Source organism: Brevundimonas sp. (assembly GCF_019636155.1).
GTDB lineage: Bacteria > Pseudomonadota > Alphaproteobacteria > Caulobacterales > Caulobacteraceae > Brevundimonas.
Map to the genome: position 1 here is coordinate 114417 of NZ_JAHBYB010000007.1, position 18740 is coordinate 133156.

General features: G+C 69.9%; 21 protein-coding genes. 10 read left to right on the top strand and 11 right to left on the bottom strand.

All coding sequences use genetic code 11. The features are described from left to right. Positions 1–72: 72 nt before the first annotated feature. The 3 genes from KF910_RS09690 to KF910_RS09700 all read right to left on the bottom strand — a co-directional run bounded on the left by KF910_RS09690 (position 73) and on the right by KF910_RS09700 (position 1355). The gene (locus tag KF910_RS09690; protein WP_292261191.1) at positions 73–426 is read right to left on the bottom strand and encodes a hypothetical protein; all 354 of its coding nucleotides are present in this window, start codon (positions 424–426) and stop codon (positions 73–75) included. Positions 427–504: 78 nt separating this feature from the next. Beyond that, entirely contained in the window at positions 505–909 is a 405-nt protein-coding gene (locus KF910_RS09695; protein ID WP_292261194.1) for a PaaI family thioesterase, read from the bottom strand. Then, entirely contained in the window at positions 906–1355 is a 450-nt protein-coding gene (locus KF910_RS09700; protein WP_292261197.1) for a PaaI family thioesterase, read from the bottom strand. Before KF910_RS09700 ends, KF910_RS09695 begins: the two co-directional genes overlap by 4 nt. 81 nt (positions 1356–1436) lie before the next feature. On the opposite strand from KF910_RS09700, the gene KF910_RS09705 reads away from it, so the two are divergent. Further along, positions 1437–2489: a ligase-associated DNA damage response exonuclease gene (locus KF910_RS09705; RefSeq protein ID WP_292261200.1), complete on the top strand. Its 1053-nt coding sequence runs from the start codon at positions 1437–1439 to the stop codon at positions 2487–2489. Here the strand turns inward: KF910_RS09705 and KF910_RS09710 are convergent. Continuing rightward, on the bottom strand, positions 2486–4108 hold the full coding sequence (locus KF910_RS09710; RefSeq protein ID WP_292261201.1) for a response regulator: 1623 nt from the start codon (positions 4106–4108) through the stop codon (positions 2486–2488). The two genes, KF910_RS09705 and KF910_RS09710, sit on opposite strands and share 4 nt — an antisense overlap. Positions 4109–4307: 199 nt before the next feature. Here KF910_RS09710 and queC point away from each other — a divergent pair, with 199 nt between their 5' ends. From queC to KF910_RS09725, 3 genes are read left to right on the top strand one after another with little or no spacing between them, the layout of a single operon-like run. Continuing rightward, positions 4308–5024: a 7-cyano-7-deazaguanine synthase QueC gene (gene queC / locus KF910_RS09715; protein WP_292261204.1), complete on the top strand. Its 717-nt coding sequence runs from the start codon at positions 4308–4310 to the stop codon at positions 5022–5024. Next, positions 5021–5656, top strand: coding sequence for a 7-carboxy-7-deazaguanine synthase (gene queE / locus KF910_RS09720; protein ID WP_292261208.1), 636 nt, complete (start codon positions 5021–5023; stop codon positions 5654–5656). Before queC ends, queE begins: the two co-directional genes overlap by 4 nt. Then, on the top strand, positions 5656–6021 hold the full coding sequence (locus tag KF910_RS09725; RefSeq protein ID WP_292261211.1) for a 6-pyruvoyl trahydropterin synthase family protein: 366 nt from the start codon (positions 5656–5658) through the stop codon (positions 6019–6021). Before queE ends, KF910_RS09725 begins: the two co-directional genes overlap by 1 nt. A gap of 152 nt (positions 6022–6173) precedes the next feature. Here the strand turns inward: KF910_RS09725 and KF910_RS09730 are convergent, their stop codons facing one another. Together KF910_RS09730 and KF910_RS09735 are read right to left on the bottom strand one after the other, a co-directional pair. Beyond that, entirely contained in the window at positions 6174–6446 is a 273-nt protein-coding gene (locus KF910_RS09730) for a hypothetical protein (RefSeq protein ID WP_292261214.1), read from the bottom strand. Between the two features lie 89 nt (positions 6447–6535). After that, positions 6536–7384 carry an acyl-CoA thioesterase gene (locus KF910_RS09735; protein WP_292261217.1) on the bottom strand — a complete coding sequence of 283 codons (849 nt, stop codon included), beginning with the start codon at positions 7382–7384 and terminating at the stop codon, positions 6536–6538. Positions 7385–7566: 182 nt separating this feature from the next. Between KF910_RS09735 and KF910_RS09740 the strand changes: the two genes are divergently transcribed. Together KF910_RS09740 and KF910_RS09745 are read left to right on the top strand one after the other, a co-directional pair. After that, complete coding sequence (locus KF910_RS09740; RefSeq protein ID WP_292261220.1) at positions 7567–8058, top strand: winged helix-turn-helix transcriptional regulator; 492 nt, start codon at positions 7567–7569, stop codon at positions 8056–8058. Between the two features lies 1 nt (position 8059). Beyond that, positions 8060–8809, top strand: coding sequence for a glutathione S-transferase family protein (locus KF910_RS09745; protein WP_292261223.1), 750 nt, complete (start codon positions 8060–8062; stop codon positions 8807–8809). A gap of 6 nt (positions 8810–8815) precedes the next feature. Here KF910_RS09745 and KF910_RS09750 read toward each other — a convergent pair whose 3' ends face one another. The 3 genes from KF910_RS09750 to mnmA all read right to left on the bottom strand — a co-directional run bounded on the left by KF910_RS09750 (position 8816) and on the right by mnmA (position 12636). After that, on the bottom strand, positions 8816–10756 hold the full coding sequence (locus KF910_RS09750) for a S9 family peptidase (protein ID WP_292261225.1): 1941 nt from the start codon (positions 10754–10756) through the stop codon (positions 8816–8818). 85 nt (positions 10757–10841) lie between these two features. Then, complete coding sequence (locus KF910_RS09755; protein ID WP_292261227.1) at positions 10842–11387, bottom strand: hemerythrin domain-containing protein; 546 nt, start codon at positions 11385–11387, stop codon at positions 10842–10844. A gap of 25 nt (positions 11388–11412) precedes the next feature. Next, a complete protein-coding gene (mnmA, locus tag KF910_RS09760; protein WP_416354697.1) occupies positions 11413–12636 on the bottom strand; it encodes a tRNA 2-thiouridine(34) synthase MnmA in 1224 nt (407 codons plus the stop codon). 66 nt (positions 12637–12702) lie between these two features. Between mnmA and KF910_RS09765 the strand changes: the two genes are divergently transcribed. Then, positions 12703–13110: a DUF1801 domain-containing protein gene (locus KF910_RS09765; RefSeq protein WP_292261229.1), complete on the top strand. Its 408-nt coding sequence runs from the start codon at positions 12703–12705 to the stop codon at positions 13108–13110. Between the two features lie 3 nt (positions 13111–13113). On the opposite strand, the gene KF910_RS09770 is transcribed toward KF910_RS09765, so the two are convergent. Then, positions 13114–13341: a hypothetical protein gene (locus tag KF910_RS09770; RefSeq protein ID WP_292261230.1), complete on the bottom strand. Its 228-nt coding sequence runs from the start codon at positions 13339–13341 to the stop codon at positions 13114–13116. A gap of 91 nt (positions 13342–13432) precedes the next feature. Between KF910_RS09770 and KF910_RS09775 the strand changes: the two genes are divergently transcribed. Beyond that, a complete protein-coding gene (locus tag KF910_RS09775) occupies positions 13433–14422 on the top strand; it encodes a helix-turn-helix transcriptional regulator (RefSeq protein WP_292261232.1) in 990 nt (329 codons plus the stop codon). A 63-nt stretch (positions 14423–14485) separates the two neighbouring features. Continuing rightward, a complete protein-coding gene (locus KF910_RS09780) occupies positions 14486–15892 on the top strand; it encodes a hypothetical protein (RefSeq protein WP_292261234.1) in 1407 nt (468 codons plus the stop codon). A 4-nt stretch (positions 15893–15896) separates the two neighbouring features. Here KF910_RS09780 and KF910_RS09785 read toward each other — a convergent pair whose 3' ends face one another. Next, complete coding sequence (locus tag KF910_RS09785; protein ID WP_292261236.1) at positions 15897–17303, bottom strand: helix-turn-helix domain-containing protein; 1407 nt, start codon at positions 17301–17303, stop codon at positions 15897–15899. 157 nt (positions 17304–17460) lie between these two features. Between KF910_RS09785 and aceA the strand changes: the two genes are divergently transcribed. Next, a complete protein-coding gene (gene aceA, locus KF910_RS09790) occupies positions 17461–18738 on the top strand; it encodes an isocitrate lyase (RefSeq protein ID WP_292261238.1) in 1278 nt (425 codons plus the stop codon). Positions 18739–18740 lie beyond the last annotated feature (2 nt).

An 18740-nucleotide genomic window follows, 5' to 3' on the forward strand; every position in this document is an offset into this window, starting at 1 on the left:
GAACAGTAAACGGGAGATTAACACGCTCCAGGCGAATCTGGTAGGGATTTGTTTACCCTGATTGCATCGGCGTCAGGGCGCGGCCTCCTCGCGGGCCGGCGCTATTCCGCCGCCGGTGCGCGGCGGCAGGTCGTCGGGCTTGTCGACAGGGCCTGAGGCCAGGGTGTCCAGCCCTAGTTTGCGGGCCAGGGCGGCCAGGGTGTTGTGGGTCTGGACCAGGTGGGAGCGCGCCTCGGCCAGGGCCGATATGGAGGCGGCCGCGCCGTCGAAGGCGCGCTGACCGCTGACGGCCGACAGATAGGCCTGGGCCCGCGCCGCCGGCAGCATGGCCGCCAGGGTCGCCGTCTCGGCCAGGGCCGCGTCGATGGCGCTTTCGGCCGCGAACAGCCGGCCGGCCAGGCTCTCGCCGATATCTTGTCTGGTCATGAAGAACTCCTCCCACGGGTGACCAAGCGTCACCGTGGGAAGCAATCATGAGTTGTGTTCAATATCAACCGTCAACCATCAGGCGTCCTGGCCCAGCAGGAAGTGGGCATTCAGGGTGGCGATGGGATCGGCGCCCTGGTCCTGCCAGGCCTCGGCCGTGACGTGCAGAACGCGTCGCCCCGCGCGGCGGATCTGGGCCGAGGCGTGGGTGTCCCGCGGCCGCCCGCTTCGCAGATAGCTGACCGTCACATTGATCGGCTTGGGCAGGCGAGGGCGGGGATAGCGCACCGCCACCAGGGCGATGGCGGTGATCTCCAGCAGGGCCGCCGTCGATCCGCCATGCAGGGCCGGCAACATCGGGTTGCCGATCAGATGGTCGGCGAAGGGCATGACGACGCGATCCCCCTGATCCGAAGCGTCGGCCCTCAGCCCCAGGAAGCCGGCATAGGGGATCCGGTTCAGGATGCGGGCGGTGTCGGTCATGACGGCGACCCCGCGTTGCGCTCTTCGCTGACCATATAGGCGGCCTGGGCGGCGGCGACCGGGTCGTCGGGATCGTCCTCGAAGGCCCAGGCGCGGACGAAGCCGATGGTCGAGGTCAGTCGATAGCAGCGGGCCTGTCCGATCAGGTCGCGCCCCGGCGCGGCCGCCCGCATGTAGTCGACGCGCAGGTCCAGGGTGGCGATGGGCCGGAAGGCGTCCATGGCGATCCAGACCGCCAGCCCGCCGACGTGATCCAGCAGGGCGGTCACCAGGCCGCCGGCCAGGACGCCGGTCTCGGCGTCGCCGACCAGATCGGGCCGACGGGGAACGCGGATGCGCACGGCCTTGTCATCGGTCAGCCCGTCATAGACGAATCCCAGGGCATGGGTGTGGGCCGCGCCGGAGGCCAGCTGGGGCAGGATGGACAGAAGATCGGACTGGGTCATGGGAGGGAGCGATCATGCCGGGGCGACCGATGGCCGTCGAGTGCGTTGTGTCGTCCGCCATCGCCCGATTGAACGGCTGACATGATCCGACCCGACGACCTGCTGCGGCCCACCCCCGCCGGCCTCTATTGCCCGCCCGGCGATTTTCACGTCGATCCGGTCCGACCGGTGGACCGCGCCGTCATCACCCATGGCCATTCGGACCACGCCCGGGCGGGCCATGGCGTCGTCCTGGCCACGCCCCAGACCCTGGCCATCATGGCCGAACGCTATGGCCAGGACTTCGCCGGCCGCACCCAGGCGGCGCCCTATGGCCAGGCGACGGCGATCAACGGGGTCGACATCCGGCTGGTCCCCGCCGGCCATGTGCTGGGGTCGGCCCAGGTGGTGCTGGACTGGAAGGGCCTGAAGATGGTGGTGTCCGGCGACTACAAGCGGCGGCGCGACCCGACCTGCGCGCCGTTCGAGCCCGTGCCCTGTCACGTCTTCATTTCCGAGGCGACCTTCGGCCTGCCGGTCTTCACCCACCCGCCGGACGAGGAGGAGATCGGGCGGCTGTTGCTGTCGCTGCGCCAGTTTCCGGATCGGGCCCATCTGGTCGGGGCCTATGCCCTGGGCAAGGCCCAGCGGGTGATCCGTCGCCTGCGCGAAATGGGCTGGGACCGGACGATTTACGTTCATGGCGCCCTGCAGCGGCTGAACGCCCTTTATGAGCGCGAGGGGGTGGAGCTGGGGCCGCTGGCCCCGGCGACCGGCCTGCCCCGAAACGCCCTGGGCGGAGAGGTGGCGGTGGCGCCGCCGTCGGCCATCCAGGACCGCTGGTCGCGGCGTTTCGCCGACCCGGTGACGGCCTTCGCCTCGGGCTGGATGGGGGTGCGGGCGCGGGCGCGCCAGCGGGGGGTCGAACTGCCGCTGGTGATCTCGGATCACGCCGACTGGACCGAGCTGACGGCCACCTTCCGCGAGCTGTCGCCCGAGGAGATCTGGATCACCCACGGCCGCGAGGAGGGGCTGATCCGCTGGTGCGAACTGAACGGGCTGAAGGGCCGCGCGCTGCGACTGGTCGGTTATGACGACGAGGACGACGAGGCGCCGGATTCCCCAGACGAAACGCCTTCGAGAGGGGGAGCTTAGGCCGCCGAACATCCCTTGACCGGCGCCTCGGCCGGGGCCTGGGTCTCGGCCTCCAGGTTCATGGCGGCGTTCATGGCCCGGCGCAGGCGTTCGGGCTTGATCGGCTTTTCGACCACGGCGGCCATGCCGGTCGCCAGATAGCGTTTGGCGTCCTCGGGATCGGCGTTGGCGGTCAGGGCCACGATCGGGATCTGGCTGACCGGGCCGCTGAGGGCGCGGATCGCCTGGGTCGCCTGGACCCCGTCCATGCGCGGCATCTTGATGTCCATCAGCACCAGGTCGAACGGCCGGGCCTGGACCGCCTCCAGGGCCTCCAGACCGTCCTCGGCCAGTTCCGAAGTGCAGCCGAACATCTCGCACAGGGCCTGGGCGACGACGCGGTTGGTGGCGTTGTCGTCGACGATCAGGATGTGGGGCTGAGACTGAAGCGCCAGTTCCTCCAGGTCGGAAATGTTGCTGGCCGCCTCGGTCTGGACCTGGGCGCGCGGCGCGGTCAGGTCGAAGGCGAAGGTCGCGCCGCGCCCGGCGTTGTTCTCGGCCCAGATGCGGCCGCCCATCAGGTCGATCAGCTGGCGGCAGATGGACAGGCCCAGGCCGGCGCCGTCGGCGGCGGTTCCCTTGGCGAAGGGTTCGAAGATGTCGGCGTCGATGTCGATGTCCTGGCCGTCGTCGCGGACGCGGGCCTCGATCCGCACCTGGCCGTCCTCGACCCAGGCCTTCAGACCGGCCTCGACCATGCCGCCGCGGGCGAACCGCAGGGCGTTGCCGACCAGGGTGTTGAACACCTGCTTCAGGCGCGGACCGTCGATCTCGGCGGCCAGTTCGGTGTCGCCCTCGAACCCGATCAGCAGGGTGTGGCCGCCCTGCTGGGCGCGCGGCGCCCAATGGGTCTGGACCTCGTCCATCAGGGCCCGCAGCGGCGTGGGGGCCGGGGCCATGGCCAGTTCGCCCGCCTCGGCGCGGGCAAGGTCAAGGGCGTCCTGCAAGACGCGCAGGACGGTCTCGGAAGAATCGGAAATGGTCTGGACATGGGCCAGGGCCGCGCTGTTCAGGGGCTGGCGCCGCAACAGGTCGGCGACGGCCGAAACCCCGTTCAGCGGGGTGCGCAGTTCGTGCCCCAGGACGTTCAGGAACCGGCTCTTGGCCTGGGCGGCCGTCCGGGCCTGGGCCTCGCTGTCGGCCAGGGCGCGGCTCTGTTCGGCCATCAGCCGGCCGTCGGCCAGCCGTTGTTCATGCATGGCCTTCAATACGGCGAGGCAGGACCCGACCCCGAAATAGACACCGCCCCGTGTCACCACGAAGCCGCGCAACAGGGCGCCGGGCTCGCTGCGGACCAGCACGTCGCAGACGGCGTCGATCCGAACCCCCGCCTCGATCACGGCCGGCTCGCGGTCCATCATGTGTTCGATGGCGCGGTGACCATATTGGGTGCGCCCCAGGGGCGAGGCCATCTTCAGCAGGAAGGAGTCGCGCTCGATCAGGCCCACGGGCCGGCGCTCCCGCACCACGGCGATGGCCAGGGTGTCGGGTTCGCGTTCGAAGCGCGCCAGAATCTCGTTCGCGGGCGTCTCCGGCGTCGCCGGTTCGGACCGTTCAGTCAACGCTTCGATGGTCGGCATACCGGCCGCAACTCCCGTCAGACGTCCGGACATTAACCGCGAACGGTTTTCGGAAGGGTTAAGCGGCGCCAAAAAATTCTCACGCGCGTGAATGACCTGTTTTGCGCCGCGCCGCGCCCTGGTGTAGAAGGCCCGCCCATCAACGACACACCCCGACCTGGATACATGCGCGCGGCCCGTGGCCGACCGCAGATTCGCCATGAGCCAACCCTCGTCACACACGCCGGATTCCGCCCTCGTCCTGTTCTCGGGCGGGCAGGACAGCGCCACCTGCCTGGCCTGGGCGCTGGAGCGATACGGGCGGGTGGAAACGGTCGGCTTCGACTACGGCCAGCGCCATGCGGTCGAGATGCAGGCCCGCCAGACGGTGCGCGAGGCCATGGCGCGTGTCCTGCCGCAATGGGCCGACCGGCTGGGACCGGATCATGTCGTCGACCTGACCGGATACGGCCGCATCGCCGACAGCGCCCTGACGGCTGAACGGGCCATCGAGATGGACGCGCGGGGCCTGCCGACCACCTTCGTGCCGGGGCGGAACCTGATCTTCCTGACGGCGGCGGCGGCGCTGGCGGACCGGCGGGGGCTGGGCGTGCTGGTCGGCGGCATGTGCGAGACCGACTATTCCGGCTATCCCGACTGCCGCAACGACACCATCCAGGCCATGAGCCGGGCGCTGAGCCTGGGGCTGGACAAGCCGGTTCCCATCGAGACGCCGCTGATGGCCCTGACCAAGGCCCAGACCTGGGCCCTGGCGCACCGGATCGGCGGCGACGCCCTGGTCGAACTGATCGTCGAGGACAGCCATACCTGCTACTTAGGCGAACGCAGGGAACGCCACGCCTGGGGCTATGGCTGCGGCGCCTGCCCGGCCTGCGAGCTCAGGGCCGCGGGCCATGCCGAATGGGTCGCCTCATGACCTATGCGGTGAAGGAGACCTTCCTGACCATCCAGGGCGAGGGCGGCCAGGCCGGGCGGCCGGCGGTCTTCCTGCGCTTTTCCGGCTGCAATCTGTGGAACGGGTTGGAGCGGGACCGGGCCACGGCCGTCTGCGACTTCTGCGACACCGACTTCGTGGGGACCGATGGCGACGGCGGCGGCAAATTCCGCACTGCACAAGCCCTGGCCGACCATGTCGCGGCGATGTGGCGGGGGCCGGACGGGGCGCCGAAGCTGGTGGTCTGCACCGGGGGCGAGCCGTTGCTGCAACTGGACCCGGCCCTGATCGCGGCGCTGAAGGCGCGGGGCTTCGACATCGCGGTGGAAACCAACGGCACGGTGGCGGCGCCCCCTGGCCTGGACTGGATCTGCGTCAGCCCCAAGGCCGATGCGCCGGTGGTTCAGACGTCGGGCCAGGAGCTGAAACTGGTCTTCCCCCAGGCCCTGGCGCGGCCCGAACGGTTCGCCGGCATGGATTTCGAGCGGTTCTGGCTTCAGCCCATGGACGGCCCGGACCAGGCGGCCAATACGACGGCGGCCATCGCCTATTGCCTGACCCATCCCCAGTGGCGCCTCAGCGTCCAGACCCACAAATACATCGGCGTGCGTTGATGCAGTTCGAGATCACCAAGGCGGCCACCTTCGACGCGGCCCACCATTTCCCCAACGAGCCGGAGGGCAGCATCTATCGCCGCCTGCACGGCCATTCCTTCATGGTCGAGGCGACGGTGCGCAGCGAGACGCTGGACGCCGATCACGGCTGGGTCGCCGACCTGGGCGCCCTGGACCGCGCGTTGAAGGCGGCGGCGGAAGAACTGGATCACGGCCTGCTGAACGACAAGCCGGGGCTGGAGCTGCCCAGCCTGGAGAAGCTGTGCCTGTGGTTCGTGGGGCGGCTACAGCCGGAATGGCCGGGTCTGTGCCGGGTGACCGTGGGGCGGCCGACGATCAACGAGCGGTGCACCCTGACACTTTGAGAAGATGAAGCGTCTCCTCCCCATGTCATGGGTAGGGGGACCGCGAAGCGGTGGAGGGGCTCTTCACGACACGAAGACAGAACCCCTCCGTCTCGTCGGCTATGCCGCCGATCCACCTCCCCATCGCTGATGGGGAGGAGACAGGATGCCGGTCAGCAGCGCTTGCCCTGGCGCTGGCGGCGTTCGCAGCGGTCCTGGCGGCGCTGTTCCTCGCGCGCCTCGCGTTCGCGGCGCAGGCGGGTTTCCTCGTCCGAGGTGGTGACGGCGTCCACGCCGGCGCCGACGACCGCGCCCGTGGCTTTCGCCGCCCCGCCGATGACGGCGCCCGTCGTGCCGACCGCGGCCCCGACCAGGCAGCCCTGGAGCATCAGACCGGCGCTCAGGACGGCGGTCAGGGCGGGCAGGCGCGAGAAGGATCGGATCATGGCGGAGCGTCTCCTGATCCGCCCATCTAGGGCGATGATGGTGAAGGAAGGCTGAGGAAAAATCCTCCCCCGATGGGGGAGGATCAGGTTCAGGCCTGCGCCGCCCGGCGCGGCGGGATCAGCTTGCGCCTCTGCCGCGACAGGGCCAGGGGCCGTCCGTCCGCGCCCCAGCAGACGGCGTCGTCCACCGTCCAGCCCAGCCCCAGGTCCAGCATGTGGAACTCGAAGAAGGCCCAGCCGTCGGGCGCCGTCTCGGGGTTCGGATCGGCCAGGATGTCGTAGCGCAGGTCCACCGTCGTCATCATCGGCGGTCGCCGGCTGGCCGTCCAGGCGGGGGGATAGAGGGCGTCCAGCAGGTAGCACAGCCGCGCCTCGTCCAGCGGCCGCCCATCGGCGATCCGCATCCACAGACGCTCGACCACCGGCCGGCCCTCATTGCCGCCCAGGATGTTGGGGCCGCCGTCGAACCTGAACTCGACATGCTGGGCGAAGCGGGGGGCCATGGGGCCGGCGATGGTGGCGGCCGGGTCCAGACTGTCCAGGGGCGGGGGAGGGGCCGCGATCTCGGCGAGCGCGGGCCCGTCGCCGTCGCCGCCGAAGGTGGCCGAGCCGCTGTGGGTCAGGCGGCCGTCCTGATGCGCCTGAACCGCCGCATAGGCGACGGATCGGCCGCCGCGCAGCAGCCGGGGACGAAAGGCCAGGTCGTCCTCGAACCGGGCGGCGGCCAGATATTGCACCGACAGGGTCCGCAGGGGCGCGGTCAGGCCCAGGCCGTGGCGCATCGCCTGGGCGCACAGGGCCGCCAGAAGGCCGCCGAACGGAAAGCCGGTCTCGGGCGGCTGGTCCTGCCGGCCGTTGGAGAAGTCGCCCGACAGCCGGGCGATCAGGTCATCGCCGCTGGGCGTCAGGGTCAGAGCGTCGGAAACGGTCACGGTCATGGGGCGGGCATAGACGGAGGAAAAGGAGGGCGAAAGGCGTCAGACGCCTCTCGCCCCAGTCGAGGGATGCAGGAACGCTCCGGCCCGTTCGGGGGATTGTCCGTTGCAAAACAAGACTGACTTACTGCGTCCCGATTGGCAACCCACTTGCCAAAAGCCTGACGCGAGGTCACCTTGGACCCATGGGCCGCACCGCAGACTATTCCCGACAAAGCTGTTCGATCGCCGCGACGCTGGAGGTGATCGGCGATCCCTGGACCCTGCTGGTCATCCGCGACGCCTTTCAGGGCGTCAGCCGGTTCGAACAGTGGCAGGAGCGGCTGGGCGTAGCGCGCAACGTCCTGGCCGCGCGGCTGAAGACCCTGGTGGCGCACGGGGTGCTGGAACCGCGTCTCTATTCCGAACGGCCGCCGCGCAACGAATATGTGCTGACCGCCAAGGGCAAGGACCTGTCGGACGTGCTGCTGACCCTGCACGGCTGGGGGCTGAAACACCTGTATGGCGAGATGGACGCGGGGGTCAGTTTCACCCACACGACCTGCGGCGCCGAACTGACGCCGCGGCTGGCCTGTTCGTGCTGCGGCGAGATCGTCAAGCGCCGCGACATCGCCATCAGCTTCCAGGCCGACCGGCCCACGGTCGCCGACGTCCTGCCCAAGGACGAAGCGGCCTAGGATGGCCTCCGCCACCCTGATCGGCAGTCCGGTCTCGCCCTATGTCCGCAAGGTGCTGGCGGCCTGCGCCGTCAAGGGGGTGACGGTCGCGGTCGATCCGATCACGCCTTTCATGGGGAACGACGGCTTTTCCAGGATCAGTCCGCTCAGGCGCATTCCGGTGTGGATCGAGGATGATTTCATCCTCAACGATTCAAGCGCCATCGTCCAATATATCGAGGAAACGCGACCGGGGCCGTCTCTATGGCCGGCCGATCCGCGCGACCGGGCCAGGGCGCGCTGGCTGGAGGAGTATGGAGACACCCGGCTGTTCGACGTGCTGGGCTGGAAGCTGTTCTTCCAGATCGCCCTGAAGCCGCGCTTCTTCGGCGGAGAGACGGACCAGGCCGTCGTGGCCCATGCGCGCGACGTCGAACTGCCCGAAATCCTGGACTATCTGGAAAGCGTGTCTGCTCAGGACGGCTTCCTGTTCGGAGAGGAGCCTGGCGTGGCCGATTTCGCCGTCACCGCCGCCTGCATGAACCTTGAGGCGATCCGGGTGAGGGTGGATCCGGCCCGTTGGCCCCGGTTCGCGGGCCTCATCGCCCGGGTCCAGGACACGCCGCTAGGCAATCTGAACCGGCTGGCGGGCCGCCTGATGAGGACGCCGGTCGAACAGCACCGCGAGGTGCTGCCCGAGTTCGGCCTGGCCCCCACCGAGACGACCCTGCTCGGCCGCGAGGCCCGGCGCGGACCGATGACGGCAGCCTGACGCCGGTCAGTCGCCCGTTTTCCTCACATATCGATCCAGGAAGGCCAGATAGGCCTCCTGGGCGGTGATCCGGTTGTCGCGGCGGGTGAAGCCGTGGCCCTCGTTGGGGAAGAGGACGTATTCGACCGGCACGTCGTTGGCCCGCACCGCGGCGACCAGTTCGTCCGACTCGACCTGCAGCACGCGCGGGTCGTTGGCGCCCTGGACCACCAGAAGCGGCCGCTTGATGTTCGAGGCGTGGAACAGGGGCGAGATGCGGCGGTGCCGCTCGGCGTCGACGGCGGGGTCGCCCATCTCGTCGAACAGGGCGTCCCTTTGCGCACCCCACCAGGCGGGAATGGATTCCAGCGTCCGCACCCAGTTGGTCACGCCGAAGATGTTCACCCCCGCCTCGAAGGCTTCCGGATGGAAGGCCAGGGCCGCGGCGGTCATGAAGCCGCCGTAGGAGCCGCCCATCACCGCCACCTGGTCGTCGGCCACCCAGTCCTGCTGGCGCAGCCAGTCGCCGCCCGCCACGATGTCGCGCAGATCCGCCTCGCCATGGGCCTTGTCGTCCATGTGGAAGAAGGTCTTGCCATAGCCGGACGAGCCGCGGTTGTTGGCGCCCAGCACCGCATAGCCGTGGTTCACCAGATGCTGGATCATGGCCGAATAGCCGCGCCGGGTCTGGCCGCCCGGCCCGCCGTGCACCAGAACCACGGCCGGCGCCGGATGGGCCGCCGAGGCGCCCTTGGGCCGATACAGGACCGCCGGGATCATCACCCCGCCTTCGCCCGGATAGCGGACGATCACAGCCTCGACCAGGTCGCTTTCGTCGATGGCCGGGTTCAGGGCGTGGGTCAGCCGCCGCGCCTGGCCGGTCGCCAGGTCGGCGACGAACACATCCGCCGGCGAGGTGTCGGACGAGACGGTGAAGGCGATGCGCGCCTCGTCCTGGCTGAACCGCACCTGGCCCACGTCTCCGTCCGGCAGGCCGGTCAGGGCGACCGGTTGATCGGTCGTGGTGTCGATCAGGCTGACCTCGGTCTTGGCGTCGGCGTTCAGCCCCGACACCCGATAGCGGCCCGAGGGCGAATAGGTGACGAAGCTGACGTCCCAGTCGGCGCGGATCAGAGGCCGGGTCTGGCCGGTGGCCAGATCGTAGGTCAGGGCCTCGTCGAACTCGCTGGTCTCGTTGGTGGCGATCAGCAGGGCCTTGCCGTCGGGGGTGAAGTCATAGGCCGCATAGGCCACGTCGCCCTCGTGCGGGGTCAGCAGGCGCGGCTCCCCGCCCTGCTCCAGGTCGGCCAGATACAGGTTGTTGTTGGCGCTGGAGATCTGGCGGTCCAGGACCAGCCAGCGTCCGTCCGGCGACAGGGCGACGGGCTGGAGCCCGCCGGGGTTCTGGAAGACGATGCGGCTGTCGTAGGTCGCGGCGTCGATGGCCAGGATGTCGAAGGCGGCCGGATCGCGCCCGTTGGCGGCGACATAGAGGGTGGCGCCGTCCGTGTTCCAGCCCACGAAGTCGGCCTTCAGCCGCTCGCCCGGCGTCAGGTCGCGGATCGACCCGTCCAGTTCGCGCACGAACAGGTGGTCCAGTTCGTCGCCCCCGCCATCCTGGCTGAACAGGACCCGGCCGTCGGCGGGGAAATAGCTGACCGCCCGCGCCGCGCTGGTGGTCGAGGCGGTCAGGGGAACCGGATCGCCGCCCGCCACGGGCTGGGCATAGGCGTTGAACACCCCGCTGGCGTCGGAGGTCATCAGCACATGGGCGCCGTCCGGAGAAAAGGCGCGGCCGGCCCCGGCGGACATGCCGAAGCTGGTGGTCTCGAAGAACTGGGCGGCGCTATAGGTCCGGGTGGCCGCGGCGGCGGCCGGCGCCTCCTGGGCCAGGGCCGCGGCGGGCGCCCCCAGGACGACGGAAAGGGCCAGGGCCGACACCAGGCCGGCGGCGTATGCGCGTTTCATCGAATTCCCCTTTGAAGGCTCCCCTGAAGGAGGCTTCACCTGAGCATTTCGGATGCAGACTGTCGCGCTTTTTCGGCGAACGCCGTCAGCCGACGCCGCGCAGGGCGATCAGGGGGATGACGATGTCCTCCTCGTCGTCCAGGTGCCGGGTCAGGGGCGCAAGGGCGGCCTCGATGGCGTCGGCCAGGCGCAGGGCCGCGCCGGGCGCGTCCGGGGCGGCGGTCGCCACGGCCAGGTGGAAGGCTCGACCCGCCTCCAGCATGGCCTCCAGATGGGCGTGGACGGCGTCATGGTCGCGGTCCAGCAGGTCGATGCCCTCGCCGATGCGCGGCTCCATCCGGCGGAAGGCGGGAAAATAATGGCCGCTCTCGACCCGGTGATGACCATCCAGATGCTGCAGGAAGGCCTGGAGGGTCGGGATCAGGGCCTGATGCAGGCCGTGCGGATCGGCCGGATCGGCGCGGAACCGGTCGGTCAGTCCGGTCATCCGCGCGCCCTGGGCCCGGAAACCCTGATGCATCTGAAGCCAGTGGGCCGCCGTGGGGCCCAGCGACGGTTCGGACCACCGGCTGCGCGGGAACCGGTCACGCAGATACAGCCAGTCGGCGGGCAGACCTGTCCGCGACGCCAAAGCCAGAGACTCTGAAATCCGGGGGTCAGACAACCGGGGTCGTGTCCCGGATGAACCCCCCGCCCAGCAGCCGGTCGGGATCGGCGGGATCATAGAGGGCGCAGGCCTGGCCCGGCGCCACGCCTTCCTCGCCGTCGGCGAACACCACCTGAACGGTGTCTCCGTCCAGCCGCAGCCGGGCGGGGGAGGGGGGACGGGTCGAACGCACGCGCGCCAGCACGGCCGCGCCCTCGGTCGCCGCCGCGTCGATGGTCGCCTGGTCGCCCAGCCAGTTGGTCTCTTCCAGCGTCAGGGCGGCGGTCAGCAGGGCTTCGCGCGGGCCGACCACCACCTCGCGACGGTCGGGGTCCAGCCGGGTGACGAACAGGGGCTCGCCCACCGCCACGTTCAGCCCGCGCCTCTGGCCGATGGTGTAGCCGGTGATGCCGGTGTGATCGCCCAGTTCGCGGCCGTCCATATGCACGATCTTGCCCGGCGCCCGGCCTTGCGGCCGCAGCCGGTCGATCAGGGTGCGATAGTCGCCGGACGGCACGAAACAGATGTCCTGGCTGTCCGGCTTGGCGGCGATCTTCAGGCCCAGTTCGGCGGCGACGCCCCGCACCTGGGGCTTTTCCAGGTCGGCCAGGGGAAAGCGCAGGAAATCCAGCTGATCGCGCGTGGTGGCGAACAGGAAATAGGACTGGTCGCGGCTGTGGTCGATCGCCTTGCGCATCTGGCTGCGGCCATCGGCGCCGACGGCGCGGCGGACATAGTGGCCGGTGGCCATGGCCATGGCCCCCAGGTCGCGGGCGACATCCAGCAGGTCGCGGAACTTCACCGTCTGGTTGCAGCGGATGCAGGGCACGGGCGTCTGGCCGCGCAAGTAACTGTCGGCGAACTGGTCGATCACCGCGTCGCGGAACCGGCTTTCGTAGTCGAGGACGTAGTGGGGGATGCCCAGGGTCTCGGCCGCCAGCCGGGCGTCGTGGATGTCCTGACCGGCGCAACAGGCGCCCTTCTTCTTCAGGGCCGCGCCGTGGTCGTAGAGCTGCAGCGTCACGCCGACGACGTCGTATCCCGCCTTGTGCAGCAGGGCGGCGACGACGGTGGAGTCCACCCCGCCCGACATGGCCGCCACGACGCGCGATCCGACCGGCAGGCCGACCGCCGCGCGCGCGGCCGCGATCGCCGCATCCATGTCGCCGTCGGCGCTCATGGGGGCGATGGTCGGGATCGGACAGGACGGCTCGATCTGCGTCATCGCCGCCATTTAGGGTGAAACCGGCGCGATTTCGAGGCCCGGCCCTGTTAAGGTGATCGCGCAGAGGAGCCGCACATGGCCTCAGAACCCAAGACCAGGCCGACCGACGCCTCGGTGGCGGATTTCATCGCCGCCGTCGAAAACCCCAGACGGCGCGCTCAGGCCCAGGTGATCCACGACCTGCTGACTGAGGTCAGTGGCGAGACGGCGGTGATGTGGGGCCCTTCGATCATCGGCTATGGCCGCTATCGGGGGCCGACCGGGGAATGGCCCTTGCACGGCTTCTCGCCGCGAAAGGCCAATCTGGTGCTCTATTTCGCGCCCGAGTTTCCGGAGCGGGAGGCGCTGATGGCCAGGATGGGGCCGCACAAGTCGAGCGTGTCCTGCGTCTATGTCACGGACCTGAACAAGATCGACCTGGACGTGGTGCGGGAACTGGCCGTGAAATCGGCGGCTTCGACCCGGGCGCGCCATCCGGACTGATCCTCAGGCCGCCAGTCGCAGGTCGGCCGCCTCCCAGCCGCCGCGCGCCTCGTCCCACAGGGCGTCTTCCTCGGTGTAGCGCACCTGGGCCGCCGCCGAGATGACATCGACCACCTGTTCCTCCAGCCGGTCCCAGATCACGGCCAGGTCGGCGCAGCCCTCGGCCTCGCAGGGCACGATCAGATAGCGGCTGGCGTTGACGGCGGCGGCGGGGGCGAAACGGCGGGCCATGGAATGTCTCCGGGTCTTGTCGGTGATCCGATGAGTGGACAATGCTGCGGCATTGCGCCAGAAACGGTCGTATCATTTTCGGGGGCCGGGCATGAGGCACGACAAGGCGGTTCTGCTGATCGAACTGGCGCGGCGCATGGCCGCCTCGGCCGAGGGCCTGACCCTGGACGAGATGGCGCAGGAGACGGGGGTGGGTCGGCGCACGGCGGAGCGGATGCGCGATGCGGTCCTGATGCTGTTCCCTCTGGCGGAAGAGGTGTCGGACCCGCCGACCAAGCGGTGGCGCATCCGGGGCGGGCTGAACGGCTTCGAACAGGCGCCGACCGCCACCGAGATGCTGGAGCTGACCAAGGCGGCGCAGGTGTTGCGGACGGCGGGCGAGCCCGCGCGGGCCGCGGCGCTGGAGGGGCTGGAGCGCAAGGTCAAGGCGGCCATGCGCTCGACCACCCTGAACCGGCTGGCCCCGGACCTGGAGGCCCTGGTGCGGGCCGAGACCATCGCCGTCCAGGCCGGGCCGCGGCCGACGGCGGATGAGGCCATGCTGGCCGAGATCCGCAACGCCCTGCTGGCCCAGAGCCCGCTGGGCTTCCTGTATTCGCGGCCGGGCGCCGAGCCCAGGCGGCGCAGCGTGGCGCCCTGCGGCCTGATGTTCGGGCGGGCAAACTATCTGGTCGCCGCCGACCGCGAGACGGCCAAGGTCCAGACCTTCCGCCTGGACCGGATGAGCGGCGTCGAGGCCCAGGACGGCCACGCCCCGCCGCCCGCCGACTTCGACCTGGGCGCCTTCGCCAGCCAGTCGTTCGGCATCTATCAGGACCAGATCGAGGATGTGGCCCTGCGCATTAGCCCGCAGGGGGCAGATGAGGCGCGCGGCTGGCGGTGGCATCCGACCCAGGTGCTGGAGGATCAGGCCGATGGGTCGGTGGTGGTCCGCTTCCGCGCCTCGGGCATGCGCGAACTGGCCTGGCACCTGTTCACCTGGGGCGACCAGGTCGAGATCCTGGCGCCCGACCGTCTGAAGACGGTGATGGCCGAGGAACTGGCCGCCGCCCGCCGCGCCTTGGATCGGTCACGAAGCTGAGCCGTCCTTAAGGTGACGCCGCCGACTTCGCCGTTCAGGGTGCGGTCCGGCAAGGAAACCCGCATGCGCCCTCTTCTTCTCCTGACCCTCATGCTCGTCGCCCTGGTCGGCGCGGCGCCGGCGTGCGCCCAGTCGGACGGGCCCGACACCATCGTCCGGGTCGCGGTGACCCGTGACGGCGACCGCTGGACCGCGGACTATCAGCTTGCGCTGGATCGGCCCGCCTTCGCCTTCGCCGTCTCGGCCCTGATGCGCGAGGGACGCCGGCCCTGGCGGCCCCAAGGCTGGACGGTCCAGACGCCTGGCGTCGAGATCGTCCGCATCGGCGACTATGACGTGCTGAGAAGCCGGGACGGCCGGCCCCTGCCGCGCCGCATCCGCATCGCCCTGCGGCCGTTCAGCGGCGATCTGGAGGCGGAATATTCGCCCTTCCTGGTCTTTTCGGACGGGGCGGTCGCCCTGTTCTCCGAACAGTTCGACCTGATCCCCCTGGACCGGGCCCAGGCCGCCGCCGACCTGCCGGCCGACCTGAACGGGGTCGAGGTGGCCGGCGGCCTGACCGAGGTGACCTGGCGCGACCGGGCCGGACCGGTCCTGTTTCGCGGACACAGGGTGGCGGAGGCGACGGCGGCGGACGCCGAAACCTATGTCCTGTTCGGCCGCGCGGCGGTGGAGGAAACCCCCGACATCGCCACCATCGTCGATCCCGGCCTGCCGGCCTGGCTGCATGACGAGCTTGAGGCCTTCACCCCCCGGATCATGGCCGCTTACGCCGCCCGCATCGGCCCTCGCGCCGGGGAGCGGCCGCTGGTGATGGTCAGCTGGGCCGGGCCCACCGGCGGTCTGTCCAGCATGGCCGGCAGCGTGCTGGACAATCTGATCGTCATAGATTTCGAGGGCGAGGGGGTGCTGTCGGCCTCGGACCAGGTGCTGGAACTGGCCCACTGGTTCCTGGCGCACGAGGCGGCCCATTTCTGGCTGGGCAGCCAGGGACTGCGCTACGAATTCGCCCGCGACGCCTGGATCACCGAAGGCGGCGCCGACCTGATGGCGGTGCGCGGCCTGGCGGCCCTGGACCCGGCGCGCGATCCGCGCGCCCGGCTGCAGGACTCGGTCGACGACTGCATCGACCTGTCGACCCGGCGCGGCGTCGCCTCGGCCGGGCAGAGGGGCGAACATCGCGCCTACTATGCCTGCGGCGCCGTGTTCTGGCTGACGCTGGAGGCGGCCTCCGGCCAGGATGTCTTCGTCCTGGTGCGGGGCCTGACGGCGGACAATCCTGACGGAGTCCTCAGCCGCGCCGAGTGGCTGGACCGGCTGGATCGGGCTTCGGGCGATCCGGCGCTGCGGGCCGATGTCGAACGCCTGCTGGACCAGGGGGCCGATGATCCGGCCGTGGTGATCGGACGGCTGTTCCAGCGCGCCGGCGTGCCGTTCGACATGATCGCCGGCCATCCGCACCTGAGGTAGGGCGTCACCCGGCCGCGAAGGGATAGGGGCTGATCGACTTGGCCCAGTCGTCGACGGCCAGGGCCCGGTCGATGGGCGGGGCGGCCCGCTCGGCGCAGGGATGGCGCGGACACAGGCGGCAGGCCGGGCCGATGGGCGTGACCTCGGGCGACGCCAGATCCAGACCCCGCGCATGGATCAGCCGCCGCGCCTGCGACAGCTCGCAGCCTAGGCCGATGGCCAGGTCGTGGCCCTCGGTGAAGGCGTCCTGGCCTTGCCGCTCCACCGTGCGGGCCAGGGTGAACCAGCGGACGCCGTCGGGCGTCTCGACGATCTGGGTGACGATGCGGCCGGGGGTGCGGAACGCCGAATGCAGCCGCCAGCGCGGACAAGCGCCGCCGAAGCGCGAGAAGGGAAAGGCCCCCGCCGCGAACCGCTTGGATACATTCCCTGCCTGGTCCACCCGCATCAGGAAGAAGGGCACGCCCCGCGCCGTGGGCCGCGACAGGGTGGTCAGCCGGTGCGCCGCCTGCTCGAACGACACCCCGAACCGCGCCTGAAGCCGGGCGATGTCATAGCCGCTGTCTTCCGCCAGGGCGTGGAAGGCGCGGTAGGGCATCAGGATCGCCGCAGCCAGGGTGTTGGTCAGAGCGGTCTTCAACAGGCCGCGGGCGCCCTGCGGGGGGGCGGCCGCCTGGACCGCGGCCTCGATCTCGGCCGCCTGTTCGACCGCCGCCAGCTGATAGGCCAGGGCGAAGGCGCGCGACGCCGGCCCCAGGGTTTCCGACAACAACAGCCGCCCCCGGTGCGGGTCGAACCGCCGGGTCCATTCCACCATCACCTCGACCGGCAGGGTGCGGACGCTGAGGCCATGGCGGGCCAGCAGGCGGGCGCGGGCGCGGGTCTCGAACGGTTCGCCGGGGGTCTCGGCCTCCAGCGTCTGGGCCAGGGCCTCGCCCAGAGTGTCGAACTCGGGAAAATGGTTCTTCCGCGCCTGGATGTATTCGCGCACCCAGTCGGCGGGGCTGTCGGGGTCGGGCGCGTCCGGGTCGCGCGCCCGGCGGTCGGCGAAGGCGCGGTACAGCCGCAGGAAGGCGTCGGACAGGGCGGGCTGGTCCTGGATCGCCTGGACCACCTCGTGACGGGGCACAGCCAGGCCCTGGAACAGGGGATCGGCCAGGGCCTCGACCATCGCCCCCTCGCTGGCGTCGCCGCCGGCGGCTGTGAAGTCGCGCAGGTCCACATCATAGGTCTGGGCCAGGCGCAGCAGCAGTTGCGCCGACAGGGGCCTCTGGTTCCGCTCGATATGGTTCAAATAGCTGGGCGAGACGCCCAGATCGCCGGCCATGGCGGTCTGGGTCAGGGACAGCTGGCGCCGCAGCCGTTTCAGCCGGCCGCCCAGGAACAGCTTGTGATCGGCCCCTCGATCCATGTGGGCAGCATGTCACAATATGACTGACAATGCAAAGTCACATTATGACTATTGGACTATAATTCATGCCGCATATGGGTGCTGGTTTTGACTTCGACGTGTTCTGATCCCTGTCGAAGGCGGCGCGCGCCGCCGCGAACAGGGAACGAGCACGACCATGACCACTTTCGCCGATTTGGTTCCGGCCCCGGCGGGGCGTTTCGACGGGATCGAGCGCCCCTATACGCCGGACGACGTGCTGCGCCTGCGCGGCTCGGTCCCGATCACCCACACCCTGGCCGAACGCGGCGCCAGCCGCCTGTGGGAGCTGCTGCATTCCGAGCCCTACATCAACGCCCTGGGCGCGGTGACGGGCAACCAGGCCATGCAGATGGTCCGCGCGGGGCTGAAGGCCATCTATCTGTCGGGGTGGCAGGTGGCGGCCGACGCCAATACGGCGGGGGCCATGTATTCGGACCAGTCGCTGTACCCGGCCAACGCCGCGCCCGAACTGTGCCGCCGCATCAACCGCACCCTGCAGCGCGCCGACCAGATCGAGCATGCCGAGGGCGGGGCGAAACGCGACTGGTTCGCCCCCATCGTGGCCGACGCCGAGGCGGGCTTCGGCGGGCCGCTGAACAGCTTCGAGATCATGAAGGCCTTCATCGAGGCGGGCGCCGCCGGCGTCCATTTCGAGGACCAGCTGGCCAGCGAGAAGAAGTGCGGCCACCTGGGCGGCAAGGTGCTGATCCCCACCCAGGCGCACGAGCGCAACCTGATCGCCGCGCGCCTGGCCGCCGACGTCATGGGCGCGCCGACGATCACCGTGGCCCGCACCGATGCGGAATCGGCCCAGCTGATCACCAGCGACATCGACGAACGCGACCACCCCTTCATCGACCGCGACAGCCGCACGCCCGAGGGCTTTTTCCGCCTGAAGCCCGGCTCGGGCCTGGATCACTGCATCGCGCGCGGCCTGGCCTATGCGAAACACGCCGACCTGCTGTGGTGGGAGACGTCGCATCCCGACCTGGACGACGCCCGCCGCTTCGCCGAAGCGATCCAGAAGGCTCATCCCGGCAAGCTGATGGCCTACAACTGCTCGCCCAGCTTCAACTGGGAGGCCAAGCTGGACAAGGAGACCATCGCCCGGTTCCAGCGCGAACTGGGGGCCATGGGCTACAAATTCCAGTTCGTGACCCTGGCCGGCTTCCACAGCCTGAACAATGGCATGTTCGAACTGGCCAGCGGCTACCGCGACCGCGGCATGGCGGCCTATTCCGAGCTGCAGCAGCGCGAGTTCGCCAACGAGGCCGACGGCTACACCGCCACCCGTCACCAGCGCGAGGTCGGCACCGGCTATTTCGACGCCGTGGCCACCGTCATCTCGAACGGCCAGTCGTCCACGACGGCGCTGAAGGACTCCACCGAAACCGCCCAGTTCGCGGCGGCGTGAAC

Excerpts from the sequence above, each read along its gene's own strand:
- KF910_RS09735 (WP_292261217.1), bottom strand. The coding sequence starts at position 7,384 with ATGACCGTGACCGTTTCCGACGCTCTGACCCTGACGCCCAGCGGCGAT.
- KF910_RS09765 (WP_292261229.1), top strand. The coding sequence starts at position 12,703 with ATGGCCTCAGAACCCAAGACCAGGCCGACCGACGCCTCGGTGGCGGAT.
- mnmA (WP_416354697.1), bottom strand. The coding sequence starts at position 12,636 with ATGGCGGCGATGACGCAGATCGAGCCGTCCTGTCCGATCCCGACCATC.
- KF910_RS09785 (WP_292261236.1), bottom strand. The coding sequence starts at position 17,303 with ATGGATCGAGGGGCCGATCACAAGCTGTTCCTGGGCGGCCGGCTGAAA.
- KF910_RS09690 (WP_292261191.1), bottom strand. The coding sequence starts at position 426 with ATGACCAGACAAGATATCGGCGAGAGCCTGGCCGGCCGGCTGTTCGCG.
- KF910_RS09705 (WP_292261200.1), top strand. The coding sequence starts at position 1,437 with ATGATCCGACCCGACGACCTGCTGCGGCCCACCCCCGCCGGCCTCTAT.
- KF910_RS09780 (WP_292261234.1), top strand. The coding sequence starts at position 14,486 with ATGCGCCCTCTTCTTCTCCTGACCCTCATGCTCGTCGCCCTGGTCGGC.
- KF910_RS09770 (WP_292261230.1), bottom strand. The coding sequence starts at position 13,341 with ATGGCCCGCCGTTTCGCCCCCGCCGCCGCCGTCAACGCCAGCCGCTAT.
- KF910_RS09700 (WP_292261197.1), bottom strand. The coding sequence starts at position 1,355 with ATGACCCAGTCCGATCTTCTGTCCATCCTGCCCCAGCTGGCCTCCGGC.
- KF910_RS09710 (WP_292261201.1), bottom strand. The coding sequence starts at position 4,108 with ATGCCGACCATCGAAGCGTTGACTGAACGGTCCGAACCGGCGACGCCG.
- KF910_RS09750 (WP_292261225.1), bottom strand. The coding sequence starts at position 10,756 with ATGAAACGCGCATACGCCGCCGGCCTGGTGTCGGCCCTGGCCCTTTCC.
- KF910_RS09745 (WP_292261223.1), top strand. The coding sequence starts at position 8,060 with ATGGCCTCCGCCACCCTGATCGGCAGTCCGGTCTCGCCCTATGTCCGC.
- KF910_RS09740 (WP_292261220.1), top strand. The coding sequence starts at position 7,567 with ATGGGCCGCACCGCAGACTATTCCCGACAAAGCTGTTCGATCGCCGCG.
- aceA (WP_292261238.1), top strand. The coding sequence starts at position 17,461 with ATGACCACTTTCGCCGATTTGGTTCCGGCCCCGGCGGGGCGTTTCGAC.
- queC (WP_292261204.1), top strand. The coding sequence starts at position 4,308 with ATGAGCCAACCCTCGTCACACACGCCGGATTCCGCCCTCGTCCTGTTC.
- KF910_RS09730 (WP_292261214.1), bottom strand. The coding sequence starts at position 6,446 with ATGATCCGATCCTTCTCGCGCCTGCCCGCCCTGACCGCCGTCCTGAGC.
- KF910_RS09725 (WP_292261211.1), top strand. The coding sequence starts at position 5,656 with ATGCAGTTCGAGATCACCAAGGCGGCCACCTTCGACGCGGCCCACCAT.
- queE (WP_292261208.1), top strand. The coding sequence starts at position 5,021 with ATGACCTATGCGGTGAAGGAGACCTTCCTGACCATCCAGGGCGAGGGC.
- KF910_RS09775 (WP_292261232.1), top strand. The coding sequence starts at position 13,433 with ATGAGGCACGACAAGGCGGTTCTGCTGATCGAACTGGCGCGGCGCATG.
- KF910_RS09695 (WP_292261194.1), bottom strand. The coding sequence starts at position 909 with ATGACCGACACCGCCCGCATCCTGAACCGGATCCCCTATGCCGGCTTC.